The sequence below is a fragment of the Aeromonas sp. FDAARGOS 1408 genome, from assembly GCF_019048665.1.
Classification (GTDB): Bacteria; Pseudomonadota; Gammaproteobacteria; order Enterobacterales; family Aeromonadaceae; genus Aeromonas; species Aeromonas dhakensis.
Window position 1 is genome coordinate 3,794,146 of the sequence record NZ_CP077394.1, and the last position, 20,315, is coordinate 3,814,460.

Below are 20,315 nucleotides of genomic sequence, written 5' to 3' on the forward strand. Positions count from 1 at the left end.
CGGCGCACAGGATTATGCTTCCATCGCATCCTTCAGCTTCTTGAGGGCATTCTTCTCAAGCTGACGCACCCGCTCGGCGGAGACGCCGTAGGTATCGGCCAGCTCCTGCAGGGTGGTCTTGCTGTCGTCGTCGAGCCAGCGGGCACGGATGATGTGCTGGCTGCGCTCATCCAGGGTGGCCAGGGCCGAGCTCAGACGACGGGTTGCATGATCGTCCCAGTTGTCGTTCTCGATGGTGGCCGCCAGATCGGAGGATTTGTCCTCCAGATAGTGGACCGGCGCGAAACCGCCTTCTTCGTCCTCATCACCGACCAGATCGAACGCCTGATCGTAGTTGCTCATGCGCGCTTCCATCTCGGTGACGTCGGCGGCGGAGACGCCGAGGTCGGCAGCCACGGCCTGCACCTCTTCGTGGTTCAGCCAGCCGAGACGTTTCTTGGATTTGCGCAGGTTGAAGAAGAGCTTGCGCTGGGCCTTGGTGGTTGCCACCTTGACCATGCGCCAGTTGCGCAGCACGTATTCGTGAATTTCAGCCTTGATCCAGTGCACCGCGAAGGAGACCAGACGCACGCCGACGCTCGGGTCAAAGCGCTTGACCGCCTTCATCAGGCCTATGTTGCCTTCCTGCACCAGATCTGCCTGGGGCAGACCGTAACCGGCATAACTCTTGGCGACATGAACGACAAAACGCAGGTGCGACATAACCAGCTGACGGGCAGCCTCGAGATCGCCTTCCTGCTGCAAACGCTCAGCCAGCTCACGCTCTTCCTCTGCGCTCAGCACCGGAATCGAGTTTACTGCCTGGATATAGCCTTCCAGACTACCTTGCGGAATCAGAGCCATAGTGCGCTGCAATGAAGTTCCCATGTTCTACCTCTTACTTTTCAATCGAATCAGTCTAACACCCTGAGAGGGCCTGTCTACTGACCGGACGCCATTCTGCGGCCTGCATCAAACATGACTGGCATGTCTGAACCGGAATCATCTTAGGCCGGCAGGATGAATCATGAATGAACAGTCAAAAAAAGGGGGTCACAATGAAGGACCCCCGAAAAGTAGCATGCTAAGTCCATTGTTGCGGAGCTCGCAACCTTCACATGCTTGCCAAGTCAGACGAGCAAGGCATAGGGGCCACACCCGTATAAATTCTTCGCAATTGTAGACTGCTTATAAATCAGAAGGTTCACAGGATCCAGAGAAGATCCTGAAGACTGGTGCTATCCAGATTACTCCCAGAACGGTGGCCGTGCCAGAAACGGCCACTCTTTTACTTGATCCAGGTCGCAAAATCCAGCGCTTTGAAACGCTGATAAATTAATCAGGACGGTTCGATGTCGCGAATGTGGCGATGGACCGAAAACCAGGAGGCGATCAGACCCAGCAGGGCCCCTAGCAGGATCAGGTTGATCCCGTCCACCGCTCCCATGCCCACCAGCCTGAAGTTGCTGTTGTAGAGACCCGCCAGCTCCTTCACCACCCCTTCGCTCCAGATCACCATCACCTCGGTCAGCCACCAGGCCAGCATGCCGCCAATGACCCCGAACCAGATGCCGGTATAAAGGAAGGGACGATGGATGAAGGCATCGGTCGCCCCCACCAGCTTGAGCACTTCGATCTCGGAGCGCTGGTTGAGGATATTCAGGCGCAGGGTGTTGCCGACGATCAGCAATACCGCGGAGAGCAGCAACACGGCGATGCCGGTGATGGTGTGGCGCAGCAGGTTCATGATCCCCTGCAACCGGGTCAGCCACTGCAGATCCAGCTTGCCCTGCTCGACCCCGTCTTCATTGCTCAATTTGTTGAGCAGCTCGGCCGCCCCTTCCGGGTTCTGCCAGCGCGGATCCGGGATCACGCTCAGCACCGGCGGCAGTGGGTTGCTGTCGAGGTAGTCGAGCGCATCGCCAAAGCCGGAGATCTCGCGAAACTCCTTGAGCGCCTCATCCCGGCTCATGTAGGTGACCGACTCCACCTCAGGGTAGAGCAGGATCCGCTGCTTCATGTCGAGGATGTTCTGCTCGGGCAGATCCTTGCGCAGGTAGAGGGAGATCTGGGAACTGGTCTGCCAGCTCCCCTCCACCACCTCGGCGTTTTTCAGCAGCACGTGGAAGCAGGAGGGCAGCGCCAGGCTGACCCCCAGCACCGCCAGCGTCATCAGGGAGGCGAGCGGATTGCGCCACAGCTCCCCCAGACTGGCAAAGGCCTGGCGGGCGTGGTCAACCCAGTACATCATGAAACGCCGCAGCGGCGGCTGTTTGTGACGCGCACGAATGGCCATCAGAGCTCCTCCCCGGACGAATACATGCGACCCGCCTTGAGGGTCAGGGTGCGATAGCGCATGCGGGCGATCAGCCCCAGATCGTGGGTGGCAATCAGCACGGAGACGCCGAAGCGGTTGAACTCCTCGAACAGCCGCATGATGTCCATGGAGAGCTGGGGATCCAGGTTGCCGGTCGGCTCATCCGCCAGCAGCAGCGGCGGCTTGTTGACGATGGCGCGGGCGATACCGACCCGCTGCTGTTCACCGCCGGAGAGCATGCGCGGCTGGTAGCGCTCCTTGCCGAGCAGCCCCACCTTGTCGAGCGCCGCGGCCACCCGCTTGTTGATGTCCCCATGGCTGTAGCCGTCGATCACCAGCGGCAGCGCCACGTTGTCGAACACGGTTCTGTCCATCAGCAGGCGGTGATCCTGAAAGATCATGCCGATCTGGCGGCGCACATAGGGGATCTCCCCCCGCTTGATGTGGCTGACGTCGTCGCCATGAAAGAAGACACGGCCGTCGGTCGGCCGTTCCATTACGCTGATGAGTTTGAGGAGGGTACTCTTGCCTGCGCCCGAGTGCCCGGTCAGAAAGGCCATCTCCCCCTTGCGCAGATGAAAACTGACCTTCTGCAGCGCCTGATGGCCGCCGCTGTAAACCTTGCTGACCTTGTCAAAACGGATCATAACGGTTCCCTGACAGTGACAAGCCCCGACCTGGGTCGGGGCAGGGGGCGCTCAACTCACGGCGCCCGAGCTTGCTCATCGCGAAGACACTCACTCCTCGCGACTGAAAAGCGCCTCGATGAAGTCGTTGGCCACGAACGGACGCAGATCGTCGATCCCCTCGCCCACCCCGATGTAGCGGATCGGGATCTGGAACTTGTCGGCCACCGCGAAGATGACGCCGCCCTTGGCGGTGCCATCCAGCTTGGTGAGGGTGATGCCGGTCAGGCCCACCGCCTCGCTGAACAGCTTGGCCTGGCTAAGGGCGTTCTGGCCGGTGCCTGCGTCCAGGGTCAGCATGATTTCGTGGGGGGCCGCATCGTCCAGCTTCTTCATCACCCGCACCACCTTCTTGAGCTCTTCCATCAGGTTGCTCTTGTTCTGCAGGCGGCCGGCGGTATCGGCGATCAGCACGTCGGCCCCGCGCGAGCGAGCTGCCTCGATGGCATCATAGATGACGGAGGCGGAGTCGGCGCCGGTGTGCTGGGCAATCACCGGAATGTTGTTGCGCTGACCCCACACCTGCAGCTGCTCGACGGCGGCGGCGCGGAAGGTATCGCCAGCGGCCAGCATCACGCTCTTGCCCTCGGCCTGGAACTGCTTGGCCAGCTTGCCGATGGTGGTGGTCTTGCCGACCCCGTTCACGCCCACCATCAGGATCACGTAAGGTTTCTTGCTGGTGTCGATCACCAGCGGCTGCTCGACCTTGGCCAGCATCTCGCCCATGTCCTGCTTGAGCAGGCCGTAGAGCGCCTCGGCATCCTTGAGCTGCTTGCGATCCGCGTGCTGCACCAGCCCCTCGATGATGCGGGTGGTGGTGTCGACGCCGAGATCCGCAGTCAGCAGCTGGGTCTCCAGCTCCTCGAACAGCTCGTCGTCGATCTTCTTGCCACGGAACAGGCCGAAGAAGCCGGAACCGATATTCTCCTTGGTGCGCACCAGGCTGCGCTTGAGGCGGGCGAAGAAGCCCTCCCGCTGCGGCTTGTCCTGGGTGTCGTCGTCCACCTTGGCTGCCAGTGGCAGTGCGGCCAGCGCGGCGGCCTCAGCCTCCATCTCGGCCACCAGGCGCAAATCTTCCGCTCGCTGGGCCTCTTTGGCGATCCGGGCCTCCTCGGCAGCCTGAGCTTCGGCTGCGATACGGGCCTCTTCTGCGGCGCGAGCTTCAGCGGCAATACGGGCCTCTTCTGCGGCGCGAGCTTCAGCGGCAATACGGGCCTCTTCTGCTGCGCGGGCTTCGGCGGCAAGACGAGCCTCTTCTGCGGCACGGGCTTCGGCAGCAAGGCGAGCCTCTTCGGCAGCGCGGGCCTCGGCGGCAACGCGAGCCTCTTCTGCGGCACGGGCCTCGGCAGCAAGACGAGCCTCTTCCGCTGCGCGGGCTTCGGCAGCAACGCGAGCCTCTTCTGCCGCGCGAGCTTCGGCTGCGATACGGGCCTCTTCCGCTGCGCGGGCTTCGGCGGCAAGACGGGCCTCTTCTGCGGCGCGGGCTTCGGCGGCAACGCGAGCCTCTTCTGCCGCGCGGGCCTCGGCAGCAAGGCAAGCCTCTTCGGCAGCCTGAGCAGCAGCGGCAAGGCGGGCCTCTTCCGCTGCCTTGAGGTCGGCCGCAACCCGGGCAGCTTCGGCAGCTGCGCGCTCCTCTTCCGCGATCAGGGCTTCATTGACGATCACCGGCTCCAGATCGGAGGCACACTCCTCCACCACCAGCGGACCATGGTCGTCCAGCTCGGCAGGCGGGCAGCAATCATCGTGCAAAACGGAATTCTGTGCGCTGGCGGGCACTTCAGCAGCGACGGCCGGCGTACTATCGGAAACAGTCGTCTCGGAAACGGGATCCGGGTGAGCCGCTACTTCGGACTCAACGGTAGTCGGGGTGGCTTGCGGTGTCTGTGGTTGGACAGCCTCAGCCTCTTCTTTCTTGCGGCCGAAACCCAGCCAGGAAAACAAACCTTTTGCCATCTAAAAATACTCACATCAAAGGCTGACTGCTAAGATAGCCGTCCCTCGGCGGGTCGGCATAAAAATGAACCGCCTTATACTATCACTTTATTTTCTGACGACGAAACGCGATGCCCAGAGTGAAATCCAGCCGTAACGGCCCGAGCAAGAGCCCAACCCCGCAGGGGAAATCGGGCTTTGTAAGAATCATCAGCGGCCAGTGGCGAGGCCGCAAACTGCCGGTCAGGGATGTGGAAGGACTCAGACCCACCACGGATCGCGTCAAGGAGACCATCTTCAACTGGCTGGCTCCCCATGTACGCGGCACCCGCTGCCTGGATCTGTTCGCCGGCAGCGGCGGGCTGGGGCTGGAGGCGCTGTCGCGTTACGCCGAGCAGGTCACCCTGATCGAGATGGACAGGGGCGCCGCCGAGCAGATCAAGAAGAACCTGACCACCCTCGGCAGCAGCCAGGGTCAGGTGATCCAGGCCGATGCCGTCAGCTGGCTGCAGGGGCCGGCCACGCCGTTCGACCTGGTGTTTCTCGACCCCCCCTTTCGCCGCGAGTTGCTGCCCCAGGTGTGCGAGCTGCTGGAGCAGCGCGGCTGGCTGGCGCCGGACGCCCTCGTCTATCTGGAGCGAGAGAAGGAGATGGCCGATCTGCCGCTGCCGGCCAGCTGGCAACTGCTCAAGGACAAACAGGCAGGTCAAGTCTGCTACCAGCTCTATCTGCGGGAGATCAAGAATGACGCTGCGGTTTAACAACCGGATGGCAGGGGAAGATGGGCACAGAGCTCCTCCCCGTCAATCTGGACAACAACTCAAGGACAAACAGGCCGATCAAATCTGGTCTGCTATCAACACTGTGTGCGGGAGGTAAACGATGAAGCGGGTGTTTAATCTGTTGGCGATGGGTCTGATCCTGTTCTTCTGGTTCGGCGTGCTGGTCAGCCTGTTCGCCCCGCTGCCGGGCAAGCTCAACGGCTTCCTGCCGGTGTGCGGCGTGATCGTGATCCTGATGCACTGGGTGCAGGCCAGCATGGTCAAGGCAGCCTGCAAGCCCTACTTCGCGGTGAGCCGGCTCGAGTTCACCCAGGTGCTGGTGTTCGGGGTATTCGGCATGGTTGAGATCCGCGCCAGGCTGCAAGCCATCGTCGATGCCAAGCGGCGCGGCGAAGACAACAAAGCCGGGTGATCCCGGCTTTGTCATGGTGGTGATGGAAGGAGTGCTGGTCACTCCTTCTCTTTTTTCCCCACGCTGATACCGAGCTTGATGGAGAGCACGGCCAGCAGCAGCAACATCATGATCAGCGAGAAGAAGTTGCTGCCAAGCTCTGGGTACTGCACCTTGACCAGCGCCGAATGGCCGAACACGCCGATGAAGAAGCTGAGCAGCATGCAGACCGGGGTGTTGCCCTCCAGCGAGACATGACGGTAGTGCTGGTAGAGCTGATAGGCGGCCAGCACGAAGGCGATCATCGGGAAGAAGGAGAAGGGCACCGCAGACTCTGACAAGACCGTCAGGGAGGCATCGCCACAGATGCCGATGAGCAGGGCCAGCAGCAGGGGTTTCTTCGGAATCGTGTTCTGGTCATGCATGGAGCTGTCCATCCTTTGACTTAAGAGAGAGGTTCACGGCGCTTCTGGTTCTGGACCTCGGCGCCCATGGCGATCATGCGCAGCTGACGGATGGTGCGATCGGACAGGGCCCGGCACTCCTCGCTGGTCATGTCGAGGGCGTCGGCACCGGCACTGAAGACGATGGTCACCATGGCCTCGGCCTGGATGTAGGCCTCTTCCCGCGGCGCCCCCGTGGTGGCTTCGAGGTAGTCGGTCAGCTCGGCGATGAAATGCTGGATCTCCCGCGCCACCGCCTGGCGAAATGCAGCAGAGGTGCCGGAGCGCTCGCGCAGCAGCAGCCGGAAGATGTTCGGGTTGTTCTCGACGAACTCCATGAACGTCTGTACCGAGGTGCTGATGACGCTGCCGCCACCCGCAATGCGCTGACGAGCCTGGCGCATCAACTGGCGCAAGGTCAGGCCGCCTTCATCCACCAGGGTCAGACCCAGCTCCTCCATGTCGCGAAAATGACGATAGAAGGAGGTGGGCGCAATGCCGGCCTCCCGCGCCACTTCCCGCAGACTGAGGTTGGAAAAGCTGCGATTGGCGCACAGTTGGCTGAACGCCGCCTCGATCAGAGTACGCCGGGTTTTTTCTTTTTGTTGCGCGCGAATACCCACGAAAACAGTCACCTTCAGGTTATCGAGGCCAAATGATAACCCGAAGGCTGCGCCAGGATCAGGTTTGTCTCCTACTTTTTTACCATTGACCCCAATTCCGGCTGCATGGAAAATAGCGCACAGCTGTTCGCTGAAAGGAACCGAGTGAGATGGAACGCCCCCCGATCATCATGACCAACACCCTGCTGTTCGCCCTCTCCGGGCTGACCGCACTGATCGCCGTGCCCTGGTACGGCATGACCCATGGCTATGACCTCTGGCAGTGGGGCAGCTTCCTGCTGCTGTTCTGCTATTGCGGCATCTCCATCACCGCCGGCTACCACCGGCTCTGGTCGCACAAGGCCTACAAGGCGCACCCGATCCTGCAGTGGATCTTCGCCATCGGCGGTGCCCTCGCCCTGCAAAACTCGGCGCTGCACTGGTCTTCCGATCATCGTCGCCACCACCGCCACGTGGATGACAACCAGAAGGATCCTTACAGTGCGGGCCGCGGCTTCTGGTTCTCCCACATCGGCTGGATGCTGCGGGAATATCAGCGCGACATCTACCACGACTACAGCAACGTGCGGGATCTGCAGAACAACCCCGTGGTCGCCTTCCAGCACAAGCACTATCTGGCGCTGACCCTGGCCACCAACATCGGCATCCCGCTGCTGCTGGGGCTCGTCCACGGCGATCTGCTCGGCATGCTGCTGCTGGCCGGTGTGCTGCGCATGGTGATGACCCATCACACCACCTTCTTCATCAACTCCCTGGCCCACATCTGGGGCAGCCAGCCCTTCACCGACCGCAACAGCGCGCGGGACAACGGCATCCTGGCCTTCTTCACCTTCGGCGAGGGCTACCACAACTTCCACCACCTGTTCGAGAACGACTATCGCAACGGCATCCGCTGGTGGCAGTACGATCCCACCAAGTGGCTGATCCGTAGTGCCGCCTGGTGCGGGCTGGCACGGGATCTGCGCGCCTGCCCGGAAGAGCGGATCGAGCAGGCCAGGCTGGAGATGCAGCTGAAACGGGCCCAGGCCAGGCTGCACAGACAGGACGACAGGGAGCTGTGGCAGGCGCTGCTGCAGGAGGAGTACGACAAGCTGAGCCAGCAGCTGCAGCACTACTACGCCAGCCGCAAACGCCTGCTGGAGCAGCGCAAGCGCAAGGCACTGGCCCGTTATGACCAGCTGAAACTGCAGCTGGAGTATCGCAGCCTGCACGATGCCTTCACCGTGGCCAAGCGCAACTGGAGCCGCCTGTTGGCAGGCATCGCCTGACCATAGACCGTCAGACTACACAAACAAAAAGACCGCCAATCGGCGGTCTTTTTGTTCAGCCCAGCCAGCAGGCCATAAAAAATGGGGTGACACTCGCATGTCACCCCCTCGCAAATAGCATGTTCCATATTGGAATCCGGTCCCGTCGGGTTCCTCTCCTGCTTCCTGAGTTTCCGCTACCCATCTGAAGCAGGCTCCGGCTGGAGCGATCCAGTCGGCCGATTCCCTTCACGACCCTCTTCCGCACGACGGCAAGCCGCCGTGTTGTCCTTGCAGTTGAAATATTACGCAGATAAATAAAATAAAAAACCGATATATTCGGTCATCTATGCAAGCATCTGCCGCTCATCCAACTTCAACCAGAAAACAATCTGATTAAAAACAATACGATAAATCACCCCATCGCCATTGGATGGCAAACGTTATCCTCGAAGGCGCACAAGGCTTTGCGAGATCTCGCACAAGCCGTGATCCACTCACAACCAGCGCTGCAACGGCAACCAGTCGCTGACCCTGGCCAGCAGGCGGCGCAGGGTCGAGGGCGGGGCAGCCACCGAGTGGGATGAACGCTGCTGCCAGGTCGTCAGCCACTGCTGCAACTCGGCGCACAGCGCGGGGCAGGCCAGATGCAACACCAGCTCGGTGTTGAGCAGCAGGGAGCGCGGATCCAGATTGAAGCTGCCGAGCAGCGCCTCCTCCTCCCCCACCAGGATCAGCTTGGCGTGCAGGCTGAGAGATGCCCCCTCCAGCTCCGACAGCGCTATGCCCTGGCGTATCAGCCAGGGGCGGTGACGACGGTAGGCGCCGTACACCAGCGGCACATCCGTGCTGGCCAGGGAGTTGGTCAGGATGTCGATGGTCACCCCCGCTTGACGCTGCTGCCTGAGTCGGCGGCGCAGACCTCGGGTCAGGATGAGATAGGGGGTGACCAGGCGCAATGTGCCCTGATTGTCGGCCAGTTTGCGCCAGAGCAGTCGCGCCGTGGTGGGCCGGGATACCAACCCCTTGCCGGGGCGGTCAAACCACACCTCGGCCCGCCCGGCATGCCAGCACAGAGGGATCGGCTCGGGATCGAACAGGCTGGCGGGCAGGTCATAGACGGCCGAGATCTGCGGCTCGTTCAGGGTCAGCAGGAAGTCGTTCACCACCTGCACCTCGGCCCGTTGCAGCGGGCGGCGCAACAGACGGCGGATCGGGTGGCTCCAGCGGCTGCGCCAGAATTGATCGAACCCCTGCTCGACCCGCTGGCAGAGCGGGCCGCGGCAGGCAAGATCCAGATCGACGAACTGGGGGGCACCGCCGAGTCCGAAGTAACGATCCCCGATATTGCGACCCCCGATCACCGCCTGGCTGCCATCCACCAGCAGCAGCTTGTTGTGCATGCGGTGATTGATGCGGCGAAAGCTGAGCAGCCCTTCCAGCAGCAGGGTCAGTGGCCGCCAGCCGCGCAACCAGAAGGGATTGAACAGACGTACCTCGATGCCCGGCTGGTGGGCCACCATCTCCAGGAAGCGGTTGTCGCCGGCATAGAGGTCATCGATGAGCAGTTGCACCCGCACCCCGCGTTTGGCGGCATGCAGCAGTTCCGACAGCAGCAGCTTGCCGCTGCTGTCCTCCTCCCAGCTGTAGTACTGGGCCTGGATCCGGCTTCTGGCGCCGCGGATCAGCTGACAGCGCAGCTTGAGCGCCAGCTCGGGCTGGTCGATCAGGGCGAATTCAGCGGGGATCATGGCGTCATCCGCCTGTCATGAGGAAATGGCATAACGCTGGCTAAGGGCCTCGTAGCAACAGGATGAAGGAATTTACCATGGAACTCACGGATCGCCCCGCCATCAGTCACAGACCGCAGGCCAGTGAGCCGGATCCCTCGCCGAGCGGCCAGCTGACCCCCTGGTATCTGCAACACAGGGATCAGGCCTGGCAGCCTTTCACCTCGCCCGCCCCATCGCACTAGCAGGACGTCAGGGCTGGGCCACCGCCTCGATGGCGGCCGCCTTGCCCTCCAGCTGGGGTAGACTGAAGCGGTAGGCCACATAGTACTTGTAGATGGTGCTGACATAGTTGATGGGACCCTGCCCCACCTCGTTGGCCACCAGCTGCTCCACGTTGCCGAACCAGACGTCGGGATCCAGCCCGGCGGCCTCGGCCTTGGCCCTGAGCGCCTGCACCCGGTTCGGGCCGGCATTGTAGGCCGCCAGTGCAAACAGGTGGCGGTTGAGCACGTCCAGCTTGGGATCGTTGAAATAGGTGTCGAGGATCAACCGCATGTAGCGGCAGGCCGCCTCCACGTTACCCTCCAGGCTGGCGAGGCGAGCGCCGCGAATGCCCACTTCGTTGCCGGTACTCGGCAACAGCTGCATGATCCCCACCGCCCCCCGTTCGGAACGGATATTGGCATTGAGGCCAGACTCCTTGTAGGCCAGCGCCGCCAGCATCAGCCAGTCCAGCCGGTACTTGTCGGCCTGCTGCTCCAGCACCTTGCGGATGGTCGACAACCGGCCCAGCGGATCCGGCGCCAGTATGTTGCTCATCTGGTCGTTGCGAGCCAGCAGGCGGCGCAGGGCCATGTCGCTGTAAAGAGTGCGCTTGCCTGCATCGGCCAGATAATCGTTGACCGCCTTGAGCAACTCGGGGCTGTTGTTGCGCAGGGCCCAGGCGCTACGGCCGTTGTCCCGCAGCGGGATCAACTTGTGGGCTCGCAGCCCGCTGATCATGCCGAGCCAGATCCGCCCCTTGAAGCTGTCGGTCACGGTGAGCGGTATGATGCCGGCCGCCACCATCTCCAGCAGATCCCCGTCCTGCAGGTATTCAGGCACGGTTTCGATATAGACGGGGGGCAGCCCCAGCTCGCGAAACAGCCAGTTGAGCTGGCGCAGGCTCTCGTAATAGCTGGAGCTGGCCCGCACCCAGACCCGCCGGCCTGAGAGCTGGGTAATGCGGTTGAAGGTCGGCAGGCTGTGCTGGCTCACCACCCACTCTTCGATGGGGGCGATCACCGGGTTGGAGAAGGTCACCTGTTCGCGCCGGGTCGGCGTCACCGTCATGTTGGCGGCCACCAGATCGCCCCGCCCTTCGGCGAGGTAGTCCAGCAGCTTGTCCTGGCGCACCGGGATGTAGATGATCTTGAGCTTGATCTTCTCCTTGGCCAGATAGGTCTGGTTCAGCCAGCGCTCGAATCCCTGCAGCTGGTTGACCAGAATGCCGTGCTGGGTCCCCTTGTCGAGGAAGAAGAAACCCCGCTCATAGACCACCAGGGCCCTCAGCTCTTTCTTTTGCAATATGCTGGCGAGATCCCCTGGCTGGGGCAGCCGCTGCGGTTTGAGATCCGCCGCCAGCAGCGGCAGCGCCCACAGAATGAGCAGGCTCCAGAGCCAGCGCCGCCTCATGGCGTCACCGCCAGTGGCTGTCCGGGCAGGTCAAAGAGGTGATGAGCGACGTGGAGAGGGGTGGCGAAGAGCCTGCGCTGAACCATGATGAGATCGCCTTCTGTTGGCCGACTCGCGTCGGGCAAAACCGTCTGTGGGATAACTAACTATAGAACGCAGACCCACAGCAGAAGGGTCAGCACGGCAGGCAAGCCTGCCGTGTTTTCAGGGGGCTCAGATAGAGCGGGCACGCATCTCGAAAATGAGTTTTTCGGCGGTGCAGGTGAATTGCAGACGGGCTTTCAGGATCACGCCGTTGGCGCCCTGGCTCAGTTCGCTGCTGCTCTTGGCTTCGGCGGTGACCTGCTTGGCCAGCGCCTCGTAGGCGGCCAGCTTGGCGCGGGCGTCGGCCTCTTCGGCGGCCTCGATCACCAGCTCCATCACATCATCACCCTCGCCGATGATGGTGCCAATTTCGGCGAAGCAGCCGCAGCTGTCACAGGTCTCGTTCAATTCCACTTTATCTTCTACGGACATCATTCAACTCCCACTTATTTCGGCTGTGATTCATCGTCACGCAAGGCTTTACGAAAATCCCTGATGGCGGTGCCCAGATCTTCCCCGGCGCCGGCCAGGCGTTTGCTGCCAAACACCACGACCACGACGACGAGCAGGATCAACAAATGCCAGATATGAATTCCACCGAGTCCCATAGGGATACTCCTGACTGATAGATACCGATCGTTTGTATCAAAAGAAGGCGCAAAGATTGTTGGGCAAAATCAAGACAGGCGCAAGTTTGCAAATAAATCACCAAAAAATACGGCGACCCAAAGGCCGCCGTATTGCTTGATGCTACTTGTCCCCTCAACCACTACATCCTGTACCAGCCGCCATTGAAGGCGAGAGACGTTTCGAGCATAAGTTCGCCTAGATATGAAAACAAATGGTATAAATTCATCTAAGAATTGAAGAGGATTCATATCATGTTGCTGGAACAGCTGGGGCGTATCGACCTCAATCTATTGATAATCCTGCAAGTTTTGCTGGAGGAACGAAACGGCAGCCGGGCGGCCCGTCGCCTGCATCTGAGCCAGTCTGCCGTCAGCAAGGCCCTCGGCCGACTGCGGGAAACCTTCGACGATCCCCTGTTCGTGCGCTCGGCCTACGGGCTGGAGCCCACCGCACGCGCCCTCAGCCTGCAGCAGCAACTGCAGCCGATCCTGCTGTCGCTGGACAACCTGATCCAGCCGCCGGATTTTGACCCGACCACCACCGAGCGGGAGTTCGTCATCGCCAGCATGGACAGCGCCTTCACCCTGTTCGCGCCGCTCTACCTGAGCGAGCTGAAACGGCAGGCCCCCGGCATCCGGCTGCGCTACGAGGAGTGGACCGAGAACAGCCTGACCGAGATGAGCCAGGGCCAGGTGGACATCGCCTTCACGGTGCGGGAGAACTGCATCAACTCGGACTTTCGGCTCGATACCCTGCCCAACGCCATCTGTCAGCGGCTGCTCGCCATCGACGATCTGACCTGCCTGGTGCAGCACGACCACCCGGCCCTGCACGAACCCGAATGGGATCTCACCCGCTACCTGGCCTATCCCCACGTGCAGACCTATTGCGAGGGGCGCGACCGCTGGATGCTGGATCACAAGCTGGCGGAGCAGGATCTCTACCGCCGCATCGAGGCGACCGTCCCCTCCTTCGAGGCGGCGCTGCGGATGGGCATGCACTCGGACATGATAGTGACCCTCTCCCGGCTCTACGCCCGCCATGCCACCCAGGTCTACCCGCTGGTACCGCTGCCGCTGCCCATCGCGCTGGACAGCATCTCCCACCTGCTGATCTGGCATCAGCGCCACGAAGAAGATCCTGGCCACCGCTGGCTGCGGGAGACCCTGCTGGCCCTCATCATGGGCAAGCTGGAGCCAACAGCGGCCGAACCGGCCTGATTGTCGGCACAGGGCCGCAAGACCCTGACGGTCACCACGCCGGATCACAGGCAAAAAAACGGGGCTCATCGAGCCCCGCGTCTTTCCTGTTAGCCAGTCAGTTCTGACCGGTCACCGCCAGGTAGTGGTGCACCCCGTCGAGCAGCATCTGCACCGAGATCATCACCAGCAGCATACCCATCAGCCGCTCCACCGCGGTGAGTCCTCGCTCACCCAGCAGCTTGTTGAAGACCTCGTAGAACATCAGGATCACGGCGCTGGCGCCCCAGGCCATCAGCAGGGCCAGCGACCAGTCCGCCATCCGGGTCGGCTCCTGGTTGGCCAGCAGCAGCAAGGATGCCAGGATCGAGGGGCCGGCAATCATGGGGATCGCCATGGGCACCAGGAAGGGCTCCTCCCCCGCGGCCAGCCCGGTCACCCCCCCTTCACTCGGGAAGATCATCTTGATGGCGATGAGGAACAGTATGATGCCGCCGGCGATGCTGACCGCCTCCTGGCGCAGATTGAGGAAATTGAGGATCTGCTGACCGACGAACAGGAAGGCCATCATGATCACCAGCGAGAACAGCAGCTCCCGCATCATCACCTTGCGGCGTCGCTTGGGATCGATATGACGGAGGATCGACAGAAAGACCGGCAGGTTGCCCAGCGGATCCATGATCAGAAACAACATGACGGCAGCGGAGAAAGTATCCATACAACGCCCAGGCCAAGCCTTCAACAGAGGAGGGGAAAGAGGGCGAATATAACAAAGGCGGCGGGATTCGGCGAGCGCGGCAGGCGCTCGCCGGCGGGGATCAACCGTGGTTGCAGATCTTGTCGGCGCGGGTCTGGAAACCCTGCTCCGATTCGATGAACTTGCCGCGTTTGGCCAGGAAGTCGATCAGGGCCTCGGCATCCATCTCGCTGGCGCTGCAGGTGTGGAAACGGGCATCCGCCCCGAAGCGTGCGTCGATGGCCTGCTTGAGGCTGGCCCGGGTGAACTGGCCGCCCTGCGCCAGCATCATCTCCATCACTTCGTGGCCGTGTACCGATTGAGTCATTGCAAACCTCTTGAATAGACATATTTGATGCCTATTAAATCCTGCCCCACTGCCGACGACCTTGATATAGGCCAACAAATTGCCGATTTCCCTGCCCCCGCACTGGTGATGGTCACGGCTTTGTCGATAATGTGGCAACCTGAGCAGGGGATGGCTACACTAACGCCCCTTTTTGCCACCGCAGACCGAATATAAGGACATTGGCGTCATGCTGTTCCATGGACTGGCTTTCAAACCCTGGCGGATCTGGACCCGCCGTCCGCTCTGGTTGAAGACCCTGCTCGGCATGCTGACGGGGATCGGGCTCGGCGCCGCTTTCAGCGAACAGGCATTGCTGCTCAAACCCATCGGCGTGCTGTTCGTCAACACCATCCAGATGCTGATGGTGCCTCTCATCTTCTGTTCGGTCATCGCCGGCCTCACTTCGCTGCTCAAGGGCAAGGCCCTAGACCGCATCGCCGGCAAAGCCATCGGCCTCTACCTCTGTTCCACCGCCGTCGCCATCTGCATCGGCCTGATGATGGGCTGGCTGCTGGAACCCGGCATGGGCGCCAATATGGGACCCTATGAACGGGTCGGCATGGCGGAGTCCCCCACCCTGGCCAGCGTGCTGAGCCACCTGGTGCCGCGCAACCCGGTGCAGGCCATGGTGGACGGCAAGATCCTGCAGGTGATCGTGTTCGCGGTGGCCCTCGCCCTCGCCCTCAACGCCACCGGTCGGCGCGGCCGCCCCGCCATCCTCTTCTTCACCTCGTTGGCGGAGGGGATGTTCAAGCTGACCCAGATGGTAATGGCGCTGGCCCCTTACGGTGTCTGCGCCCTGATGGCCTGGATGACCGGCAAGTACGGCATGAGCCTGCTGCTGCCGCTGCTCAAGGTGATCGGCGCCGTCTACCTCGGCTGCCTGCTGCACGTACTCGGCGTCTACAGCAGCCTGCTGATCCTGCTGGCCCGCCTCAATCCGCTGCACTACTTCAAGAGCATCGTCGATGCCCAGGCTGTGGCCTTCACCAGCAGCTCCAGCAACAGCACCCTGCCCATCAGCCTGGCCTGCGCCGAGCGCCGGCTCGGGGTCTCCCCCGCCATCACCGCCAAGGTGCTGCCCATCGGCGCCACCATCAACATGGACGGTACCGCCCTCTATCAGGGGGTGACCGCCCTGTTCGTGGCTCAGGCCTTCGGGGTGGATCTGCACCTGGTGGATTACCTGACCATCATCAGCATCGCCACCCTGGCCAGTATCGGCACAGCGGGCACGCCGGGCACCGGACTGATGCTGCTGACGCTGACCCTGACCGCAGTGGGACTGCCGCTGGAGGGAGTGGCACTGATCGCCGGGATCGACCGGATCCTCGACATGGCGCGCACCACGGTCAACGTCTCCGGCGATATCCTGGTTTCCGTGTTGATTGCCCGCAGCGAGCGGGAGCTGGATCTGGCGACCTATCACGACGCCAGCGCAGGGGAGGACATCGACTTCACCCTGCGCTGAGGCAGGGCGAGCGATTAATTTTCGTGGGGATCGTGGTGGCAGCGCCAGCAGACATCGAAGTTGGCGCCGTTCTCCTCCCCGCACTGGCCGCACAGCCAGCCGTTGCCCTGACGCTGCTGATAGCGTTCGATGACCCGTCCCGCCTTGCTGCGATCCTGCTCGCGCACCATCAGGGTCACCTGCAGCATGTCCACCGGCAGTTCGCCCAGGGCGCCCGACAGCGCCTCGCCATTGAGCCGCACCGGCACCCCTTCCACTTCCAGCGCCCCTTTCAGGGCGTGGGCCTCCAGCGAATGGGAAGCCCGATACAGATTGATCCAGTGATCCATGTCTTCCCCCTCAGATCCCCCCACGATGCCGTTCCCACGGCACCGGCTCTGGCCGGCTACAGCAGGGTGTCTATGCCGTAGTCGGCCCCCTTGGCCACGATGAAATCGATGAACACCCGCAATTTTCGCGGCATCAGCCGCCGCTCCGGAAACAACAGGTAAATCGGCACCCGAGGCTGCTGCCACTCGGGCAGCACGGACACCAAGGTCCCGCTCGCCAGCTCATCGTGGCAGAGCATGGCGGGCAGAGAGGCGAGCCCCAGCCCTGCCTTCGCCGCCTCTCGGGCACAGGTTATATTATTAACCCGAAAGCGGGAGGGAGGGTCAACCAGCACCTCCTTGTCATCCCGCTCGAAGCACCAGTGCGAGGCCAGAAAGCCGCTGGTCACCGCCACCCGTTCATGTTGCACCAGATCCTCGGGATGAGTGATGGCGGGGCTGCGCGCCAGGTACGCCGGGCTGGCACAGATCAGGCGGGCGTTGCTCCACAGCCGCCGCGCCGCCAGGTTCGAGTCGCTCATGTCGCCGATCCGCACGATCGCATCCAGCCCCTCGTTGATGGGATCCACGATGCGATTGGTCAGCTCCAGTTCCACCTGCAGACCGGGATAGGCCTGCAGAAACTCCGCCACCAGCCTGCCTACCACCAGCTGCCCTGCCTCGATGGGCACTGCCAGCTTGAGGGTGCCGGTCACCTCCTGCTGGCTGGCGCTCACCATCAGCTCGGCCTGGGCCAGCTCGTCTACCGCCTTGCTGCAGCGCAGATAGTACTGCTCGCCGGCCTCGGTGAGGGTGAGCTGGCGGGTCGAACGGTAGAGCAGCCGCACGCCGAGACGCTGCTCCAGCTCGGCGATGCGCCGGCTCACCGTCGCCTTGGTCATGCCCAGCTCCTGGGCGGCCGCCGTGAAGGACCCCTTGTCGACGATCCGCACTAGAATCAATGCAGCGTTCAGATCCATTGTTGCACCAGTGAAACTGTATATCTCATAAATGGATACTAATCGAAACAGTTGGCCAGTGTTAGCCTGCCTCTCTTAAGTTCAGGAATCCCCCACATGAGTCAACACAAGAAGATCCCCCTGCTGGCCGCCATGATACTGGCCCTGCTCGGCCTGCTGTTTGCCGGTTACTGGTATCTGCACGGCCGCTACTTCGAGAGTACCGACAACGCCTACCTGCAAAGCGAGGTGACCGGCATCGGCTCCAAGCTCTCCGGCTACATCAGCGAAGTGCTGGTGACCGACAACCAGCCGGTGAAGGCCGGCCAGCTCATCGCCCGCCTCGACGACCGGGAGTACAAGACCAAGGTGGCCGAGGCCGAAGCCGACCTGCGCCTCAACCAGGCGACGGCGGAAAATCTCGCCGCCACCCGCACCCAGCAGCTGAGCCTCATTCGCCAGGCGGAAGCCAAGGTCAGCTCGGCCAATGCCGAACAGGTGCGGGCCCAGCAGCAGGTGCGCCGCGTCAGCCAGCTCAACCAGCGCCACTACAGTTCGCAGGACAGCCTGGACGAGGTGCGTGCCGGCCTGCAGGTCAATCAGGCCCAGGAGCAGGAGGCCAAAGCGGCCCTGCAGGCCGCCCGCGAGCGGCTGCTGGTGCTGGATGCCGAGGCCAAGCAGAACCAGGCCAAGCTGGCATTGAGCGCCGCCCAGCTGGAACAGGCCAAGCTGGAGCTGGCCTATACCGAGCTGCGGGCCCCGGCCGACGGCATCATTGGCAAGCGCAGTCTGCGGGCGGGGCTCTACGTCCAGTCCGGCATGCAGGTGGCCAGCCTGGTGCCGCTGCAGCAGGTGTGGGTCGAGGCCAACTTCAAGGAGACCCAGCTGCTCCACATGCAGCCCGGCCAGAAGGTGGAGGTGATCCTGGATGCCTACCCGGATCAGCCGGTCGAGGGGATCATCGACAGCCTGGCGCCGGCCACCGGCGCCAAGTTCGCCCTGCTGCCGCCGGAGAACGCCACCGGCAACTTCACCAAGATCGTGCAGCGAGTACCGGTGAAGATCCGCATTCCGGATCCGGGCGCGCTGGCGGGCAAGCTGCTGCCTGGCCTCTCCACCGAGGTGATCGTCGATACCCGCAGCCCTGATCCCGTGGTCGCCGCCAACTGATGGACGCCATACCACGCCGCAACTGGATCGCGGTCATGGGGGGCCTCATCGGCGCCTTCATGGCCATCCTCGACATCCAGATCACCAACGCCTCCCTGAAGGACATTCAGGGGGCCCTGTCGGCCACCCTGAGCGAGAGCTCCTGGATCTCCACCTCCTATCTGGTGGCGGAGATGATCGCCATCCCGTTGAGCGGCTGGCTGAGCCGGGGCTTGAGTGTGCGGCGCTACCTGCTGTGGACCACAGGCGCCTTCATCGTCGCCTCCGTGCTCTGCTCGTTCAGCTGGAACCTCACCAGCATGATCGTCTTTCGGGCGCTGCAGGGCTTCACCGGCGGGGCGCTGATCCCGATGGCCTTCTCCCTCATCGTCAGTCTGCTGCCGCTGCACAAGCGGGCCACCGGCATGGCGCTGTTCGGCCTGTGCGCCACCTTCGCCCCCGCCATCGGCCCGACCCTGGGCGGCTGGCTGACCGAACAGATGTCCTGGCACTACATCTTCTACCTGAACGTGCCGCCGGGACTGCTGGTGATGGCCATGCTGGCCCACGGGCTGGACAAGAAGCCGGTGGACTGGGAGGTGATCAAGCGGGTGGATCTCATCGGCATCCTTACCATGGCGGTGGGGCTGGGCCTGTTGGAAGTGGTGCTGGAAGAGGGCAACCGGGAGGACTGGTTCGGTTCCAGCTTCATCGTGCGGCTCACCGTCATCTCGGTGGTGGCGCTGGTGTTCTTCGTCATCAGTCAGCTGCTGCGCCGCCACCCGCTGGTCAACCTGCGGCTGCTGCACAACCCGCGCTTCGCGCTGGCCTGCTTCGCCTACCTGGTGCTCGGCATGGCGTTGATGGGCTCCATCTATGTGCTGCCGCTCTACATGACCCAGATCCACAACTACAACGCGCTGGAAATCGGCGAGGTGCTGATGTGGATGGGATTGCCCCAGCTGCTGGTGCTGCCACTGGTGCCCAAATTGACCCACAAGATAGACCCGCGCTATCTGGTGAGCTTCGGCTTTCTGGTGTTCGCCGTCAGCTGCTTCATGAACATGAACATGAGTGCGGATTACGCCGGCCCCCAGCTGATCCAGTCGCTCATCGTGCGGGCGCTGGGGCAGCCCTTCATCATGGTGCCGCTCTCCCTGGTGGCGACCGCCAGCCTGACGCCGGACGAGATCCCCTCCTCCTCCACCCTGCTCAACGTGCTGCGCAACCTGGGGGGAGCATTCGGCATCGCCATCATAGCCACCCTGATCGACAACGATACCCGCACCCACGTCAGCCAGATCGGCAGTACCCTGGCCGCCACCAGCATAGAGGGACAGGCCTATCTGCTGCAGCTGGCCCAGAGCATGATGGCCCAGGGCTCCGGCCCCGAGCTGGCCCGTCTGCAGGCTCAGGCCATGCTGTCGAACACCATCAGCCGCGAGGCGGCCATCATGGCCTACAACCAGGTGTTCTTCGTGATGGGTATCTTCCTGCTGATCGCCAGCGCCCTGATGCTGCTGCTCAAGCAGCCGGCCCCGAGGGCGCCGGATGCCGAACCGGTCGAGGCGTGAAAAGAGTGAGAAGGGAGTAGCAAAACGGGCCGGCAGGCCCGTTTTTTAT

At 62.5% G+C, this 20,315-nt stretch carries 22 protein-coding genes; 8 read left to right on the top strand and 14 right to left on the bottom strand.

Annotation, left to right across the window (positions count from 1 at the left end; genetic code table 11):
- Nucleotides 1-12: 12 nt before the first annotated feature.
- From rpoH to ftsY, 4 genes are all read right to left on the bottom strand, one after another.
- On the bottom strand, nucleotides 13-867 hold the full coding sequence (rpoH, locus tag I6L38_RS17460; RefSeq protein ID WP_005308053.1) for an RNA polymerase sigma factor RpoH: 855 nt from the start codon (nucleotides 865-867) through the stop codon (nucleotides 13-15).
- Nucleotides 868-1,318: 451 nt separating this feature from the next.
- Nucleotides 1,319-2,275 carry a permease-like cell division protein FtsX gene (gene ftsX, locus I6L38_RS17465; protein ID WP_005308051.1) on the bottom strand — a complete coding sequence of 319 codons (957 nt, stop codon included), beginning with the start codon at nucleotides 2,273-2,275 and terminating at the stop codon, nucleotides 1,319-1,321.
- Nucleotides 2,275-2,943: a cell division ATP-binding protein FtsE gene (gene ftsE / locus I6L38_RS17470; RefSeq protein WP_005308049.1), complete on the bottom strand. Its 669-nt coding sequence runs from the start codon at nucleotides 2,941-2,943 to the stop codon at nucleotides 2,275-2,277. The genes ftsX and ftsE overlap by 1 nt, the downstream gene beginning before the upstream one ends.
- 90 nt (nucleotides 2,944-3,033) lie before the next feature.
- Nucleotides 3,034-4,935 carry a signal recognition particle-docking protein FtsY gene (ftsY, locus tag I6L38_RS17475; protein WP_201882152.1) on the bottom strand — a complete coding sequence of 634 codons (1,902 nt, stop codon included), beginning with the start codon at nucleotides 4,933-4,935 and terminating at the stop codon, nucleotides 3,034-3,036.
- 110 nt (nucleotides 4,936-5,045) lie between these two features.
- Here ftsY and rsmD point away from each other — a divergent pair, with 110 nt between their 5' ends.
- Both rsmD and I6L38_RS17485 read left to right on the top strand, forming a co-directional pair.
- Nucleotides 5,046-5,675 carry a 16S rRNA (guanine(966)-N(2))-methyltransferase RsmD gene (gene rsmD / locus I6L38_RS17480; RefSeq protein WP_201882155.1) on the top strand — a complete coding sequence of 210 codons (630 nt, stop codon included), beginning with the start codon at nucleotides 5,046-5,048 and terminating at the stop codon, nucleotides 5,673-5,675.
- Between the two features lie 121 nt (nucleotides 5,676-5,796).
- Complete coding sequence (locus I6L38_RS17485; protein ID WP_201882157.1) at nucleotides 5,797-6,108, top strand: DUF1145 domain-containing protein; 312 nt, start codon at nucleotides 5,797-5,799, stop codon at nucleotides 6,106-6,108.
- Nucleotides 6,109-6,146: 38 nt separating this feature from the next.
- Here the strand turns inward: I6L38_RS17485 and I6L38_RS17490 are convergent, their stop codons facing one another.
- Complete coding sequence (locus I6L38_RS17490) at nucleotides 6,147-6,512, bottom strand: YijD family membrane protein (protein ID WP_005308044.1); 366 nt, start codon at nucleotides 6,510-6,512, stop codon at nucleotides 6,147-6,149.
- Nucleotides 6,513-6,532: 20 nt separating this feature from the next.
- Complete coding sequence (gene fabR / locus I6L38_RS17495) at nucleotides 6,533-7,153, bottom strand: HTH-type transcriptional repressor FabR (RefSeq protein WP_005308043.1); 621 nt, start codon at nucleotides 7,151-7,153, stop codon at nucleotides 6,533-6,535.
- Between the two features lie 149 nt (nucleotides 7,154-7,302).
- Between fabR and I6L38_RS17500 the strand changes: the two genes are divergently transcribed.
- Nucleotides 7,303-8,421 carry a fatty acid desaturase gene (locus I6L38_RS17500; protein ID WP_139752476.1) on the top strand — a complete coding sequence of 373 codons (1,119 nt, stop codon included), beginning with the start codon at nucleotides 7,303-7,305 and terminating at the stop codon, nucleotides 8,419-8,421.
- A gap of 476 nt (nucleotides 8,422-8,897) precedes the next feature.
- On the opposite strand, the gene I6L38_RS17505 is transcribed toward I6L38_RS17500, so the two are convergent.
- Nucleotides 8,898-10,151 carry a phospholipase D family protein gene (locus tag I6L38_RS17505; protein WP_201882161.1) on the bottom strand — a complete coding sequence of 418 codons (1,254 nt, stop codon included), beginning with the start codon at nucleotides 10,149-10,151 and terminating at the stop codon, nucleotides 8,898-8,900.
- A 77-nt stretch (nucleotides 10,152-10,228) separates the two neighbouring features.
- Between I6L38_RS17505 and I6L38_RS17510 the strand changes: the two genes are divergently transcribed.
- Nucleotides 10,229-10,375, top strand: a complete 147-nt coding sequence (locus I6L38_RS17510) for a hypothetical protein (protein WP_005308040.1) — start codon at nucleotides 10,229-10,231, stop codon at nucleotides 10,373-10,375.
- Nucleotides 10,376-10,382: 7 nt separating this feature from the next.
- Here the strand turns inward: I6L38_RS17510 and I6L38_RS17515 are convergent, their stop codons facing one another.
- The 3 genes from I6L38_RS17515 to tatA all read right to left on the bottom strand — a co-directional run bounded on the left by I6L38_RS17515 (nucleotide 10,383) and on the right by tatA (nucleotide 12,499).
- Entirely contained in the window at nucleotides 10,383-11,807 is a 1,425-nt protein-coding gene (locus tag I6L38_RS17515; protein ID WP_201882163.1) for a lytic transglycosylase F, read from the bottom strand.
- 213 nt (nucleotides 11,808-12,020) lie between these two features.
- Nucleotides 12,021-12,323 carry a YfcZ/YiiS family protein gene (locus I6L38_RS17520; protein WP_010635398.1) on the bottom strand — a complete coding sequence of 101 codons (303 nt, stop codon included), beginning with the start codon at nucleotides 12,321-12,323 and terminating at the stop codon, nucleotides 12,021-12,023.
- 14 nt (nucleotides 12,324-12,337) lie between these two features.
- Complete coding sequence (tatA, locus tag I6L38_RS17525; RefSeq protein WP_005308036.1) at nucleotides 12,338-12,499, bottom strand: twin-arginine translocase TatA/TatE family subunit; 162 nt, start codon at nucleotides 12,497-12,499, stop codon at nucleotides 12,338-12,340.
- A 273-nt stretch (nucleotides 12,500-12,772) separates the two neighbouring features.
- Between tatA and I6L38_RS17530 the strand changes: the two genes are divergently transcribed.
- Complete coding sequence (locus tag I6L38_RS17530; protein WP_017764704.1) at nucleotides 12,773-13,741, top strand: LysR substrate-binding domain-containing protein; 969 nt, start codon at nucleotides 12,773-12,775, stop codon at nucleotides 13,739-13,741.
- A 97-nt stretch (nucleotides 13,742-13,838) separates the two neighbouring features.
- On the opposite strand, the gene I6L38_RS17535 is transcribed toward I6L38_RS17530, so the two are convergent.
- Nucleotides 13,839-14,438, bottom strand: coding sequence for a YhgN family NAAT transporter (locus I6L38_RS17535; RefSeq protein WP_010635400.1), 600 nt, complete (start codon nucleotides 14,436-14,438; stop codon nucleotides 13,839-13,841).
- Between the two features lie 100 nt (nucleotides 14,439-14,538).
- Nucleotides 14,539-14,784: a YecH family metal-binding protein gene (locus I6L38_RS17540; RefSeq protein WP_017764705.1), complete on the bottom strand. Its 246-nt coding sequence runs from the start codon at nucleotides 14,782-14,784 to the stop codon at nucleotides 14,539-14,541.
- Nucleotides 14,785-14,992: 208 nt separating this feature from the next.
- On the opposite strand from I6L38_RS17540, the gene I6L38_RS17545 reads away from it, so the two are divergent.
- Nucleotides 14,993-16,276, top strand: a complete 1,284-nt coding sequence (locus tag I6L38_RS17545) for a dicarboxylate/amino acid:cation symporter (protein ID WP_026141205.1) — start codon at nucleotides 14,993-14,995, stop codon at nucleotides 16,274-16,276.
- Between the two features lie 14 nt (nucleotides 16,277-16,290).
- On the opposite strand, the gene I6L38_RS17550 is transcribed toward I6L38_RS17545, so the two are convergent.
- Nucleotides 16,291-16,605: a DUF2007 domain-containing protein gene (locus tag I6L38_RS17550; protein ID WP_005308027.1), complete on the bottom strand. Its 315-nt coding sequence runs from the start codon at nucleotides 16,603-16,605 to the stop codon at nucleotides 16,291-16,293.
- 56 nt (nucleotides 16,606-16,661) lie between these two features.
- Nucleotides 16,662-17,564 (bottom strand): LysR family transcriptional regulator, encoded by a 903-nt coding sequence (locus tag I6L38_RS17555; RefSeq protein ID WP_017785722.1) that lies wholly within the window; start codon nucleotides 17,562-17,564, stop codon nucleotides 16,662-16,664.
- Between the two features lie 96 nt (nucleotides 17,565-17,660).
- Between I6L38_RS17555 and I6L38_RS17560 the strand changes: the two genes are divergently transcribed.
- Nucleotides 17,661-18,713 carry an HlyD family secretion protein gene (locus I6L38_RS17560; RefSeq protein ID WP_005308022.1) on the top strand — a complete coding sequence of 351 codons (1,053 nt, stop codon included), beginning with the start codon at nucleotides 17,661-17,663 and terminating at the stop codon, nucleotides 18,711-18,713.
- Nucleotides 18,713-20,266: a DHA2 family efflux MFS transporter permease subunit gene (locus tag I6L38_RS17565; protein WP_017764707.1), complete on the top strand. Its 1,554-nt coding sequence runs from the start codon at nucleotides 18,713-18,715 to the stop codon at nucleotides 20,264-20,266. The genes I6L38_RS17560 and I6L38_RS17565 overlap by 1 nt, the downstream gene beginning before the upstream one ends.
- The last annotated feature ends 49 nt before the right edge of the window (nucleotides 20,267-20,315 follow it).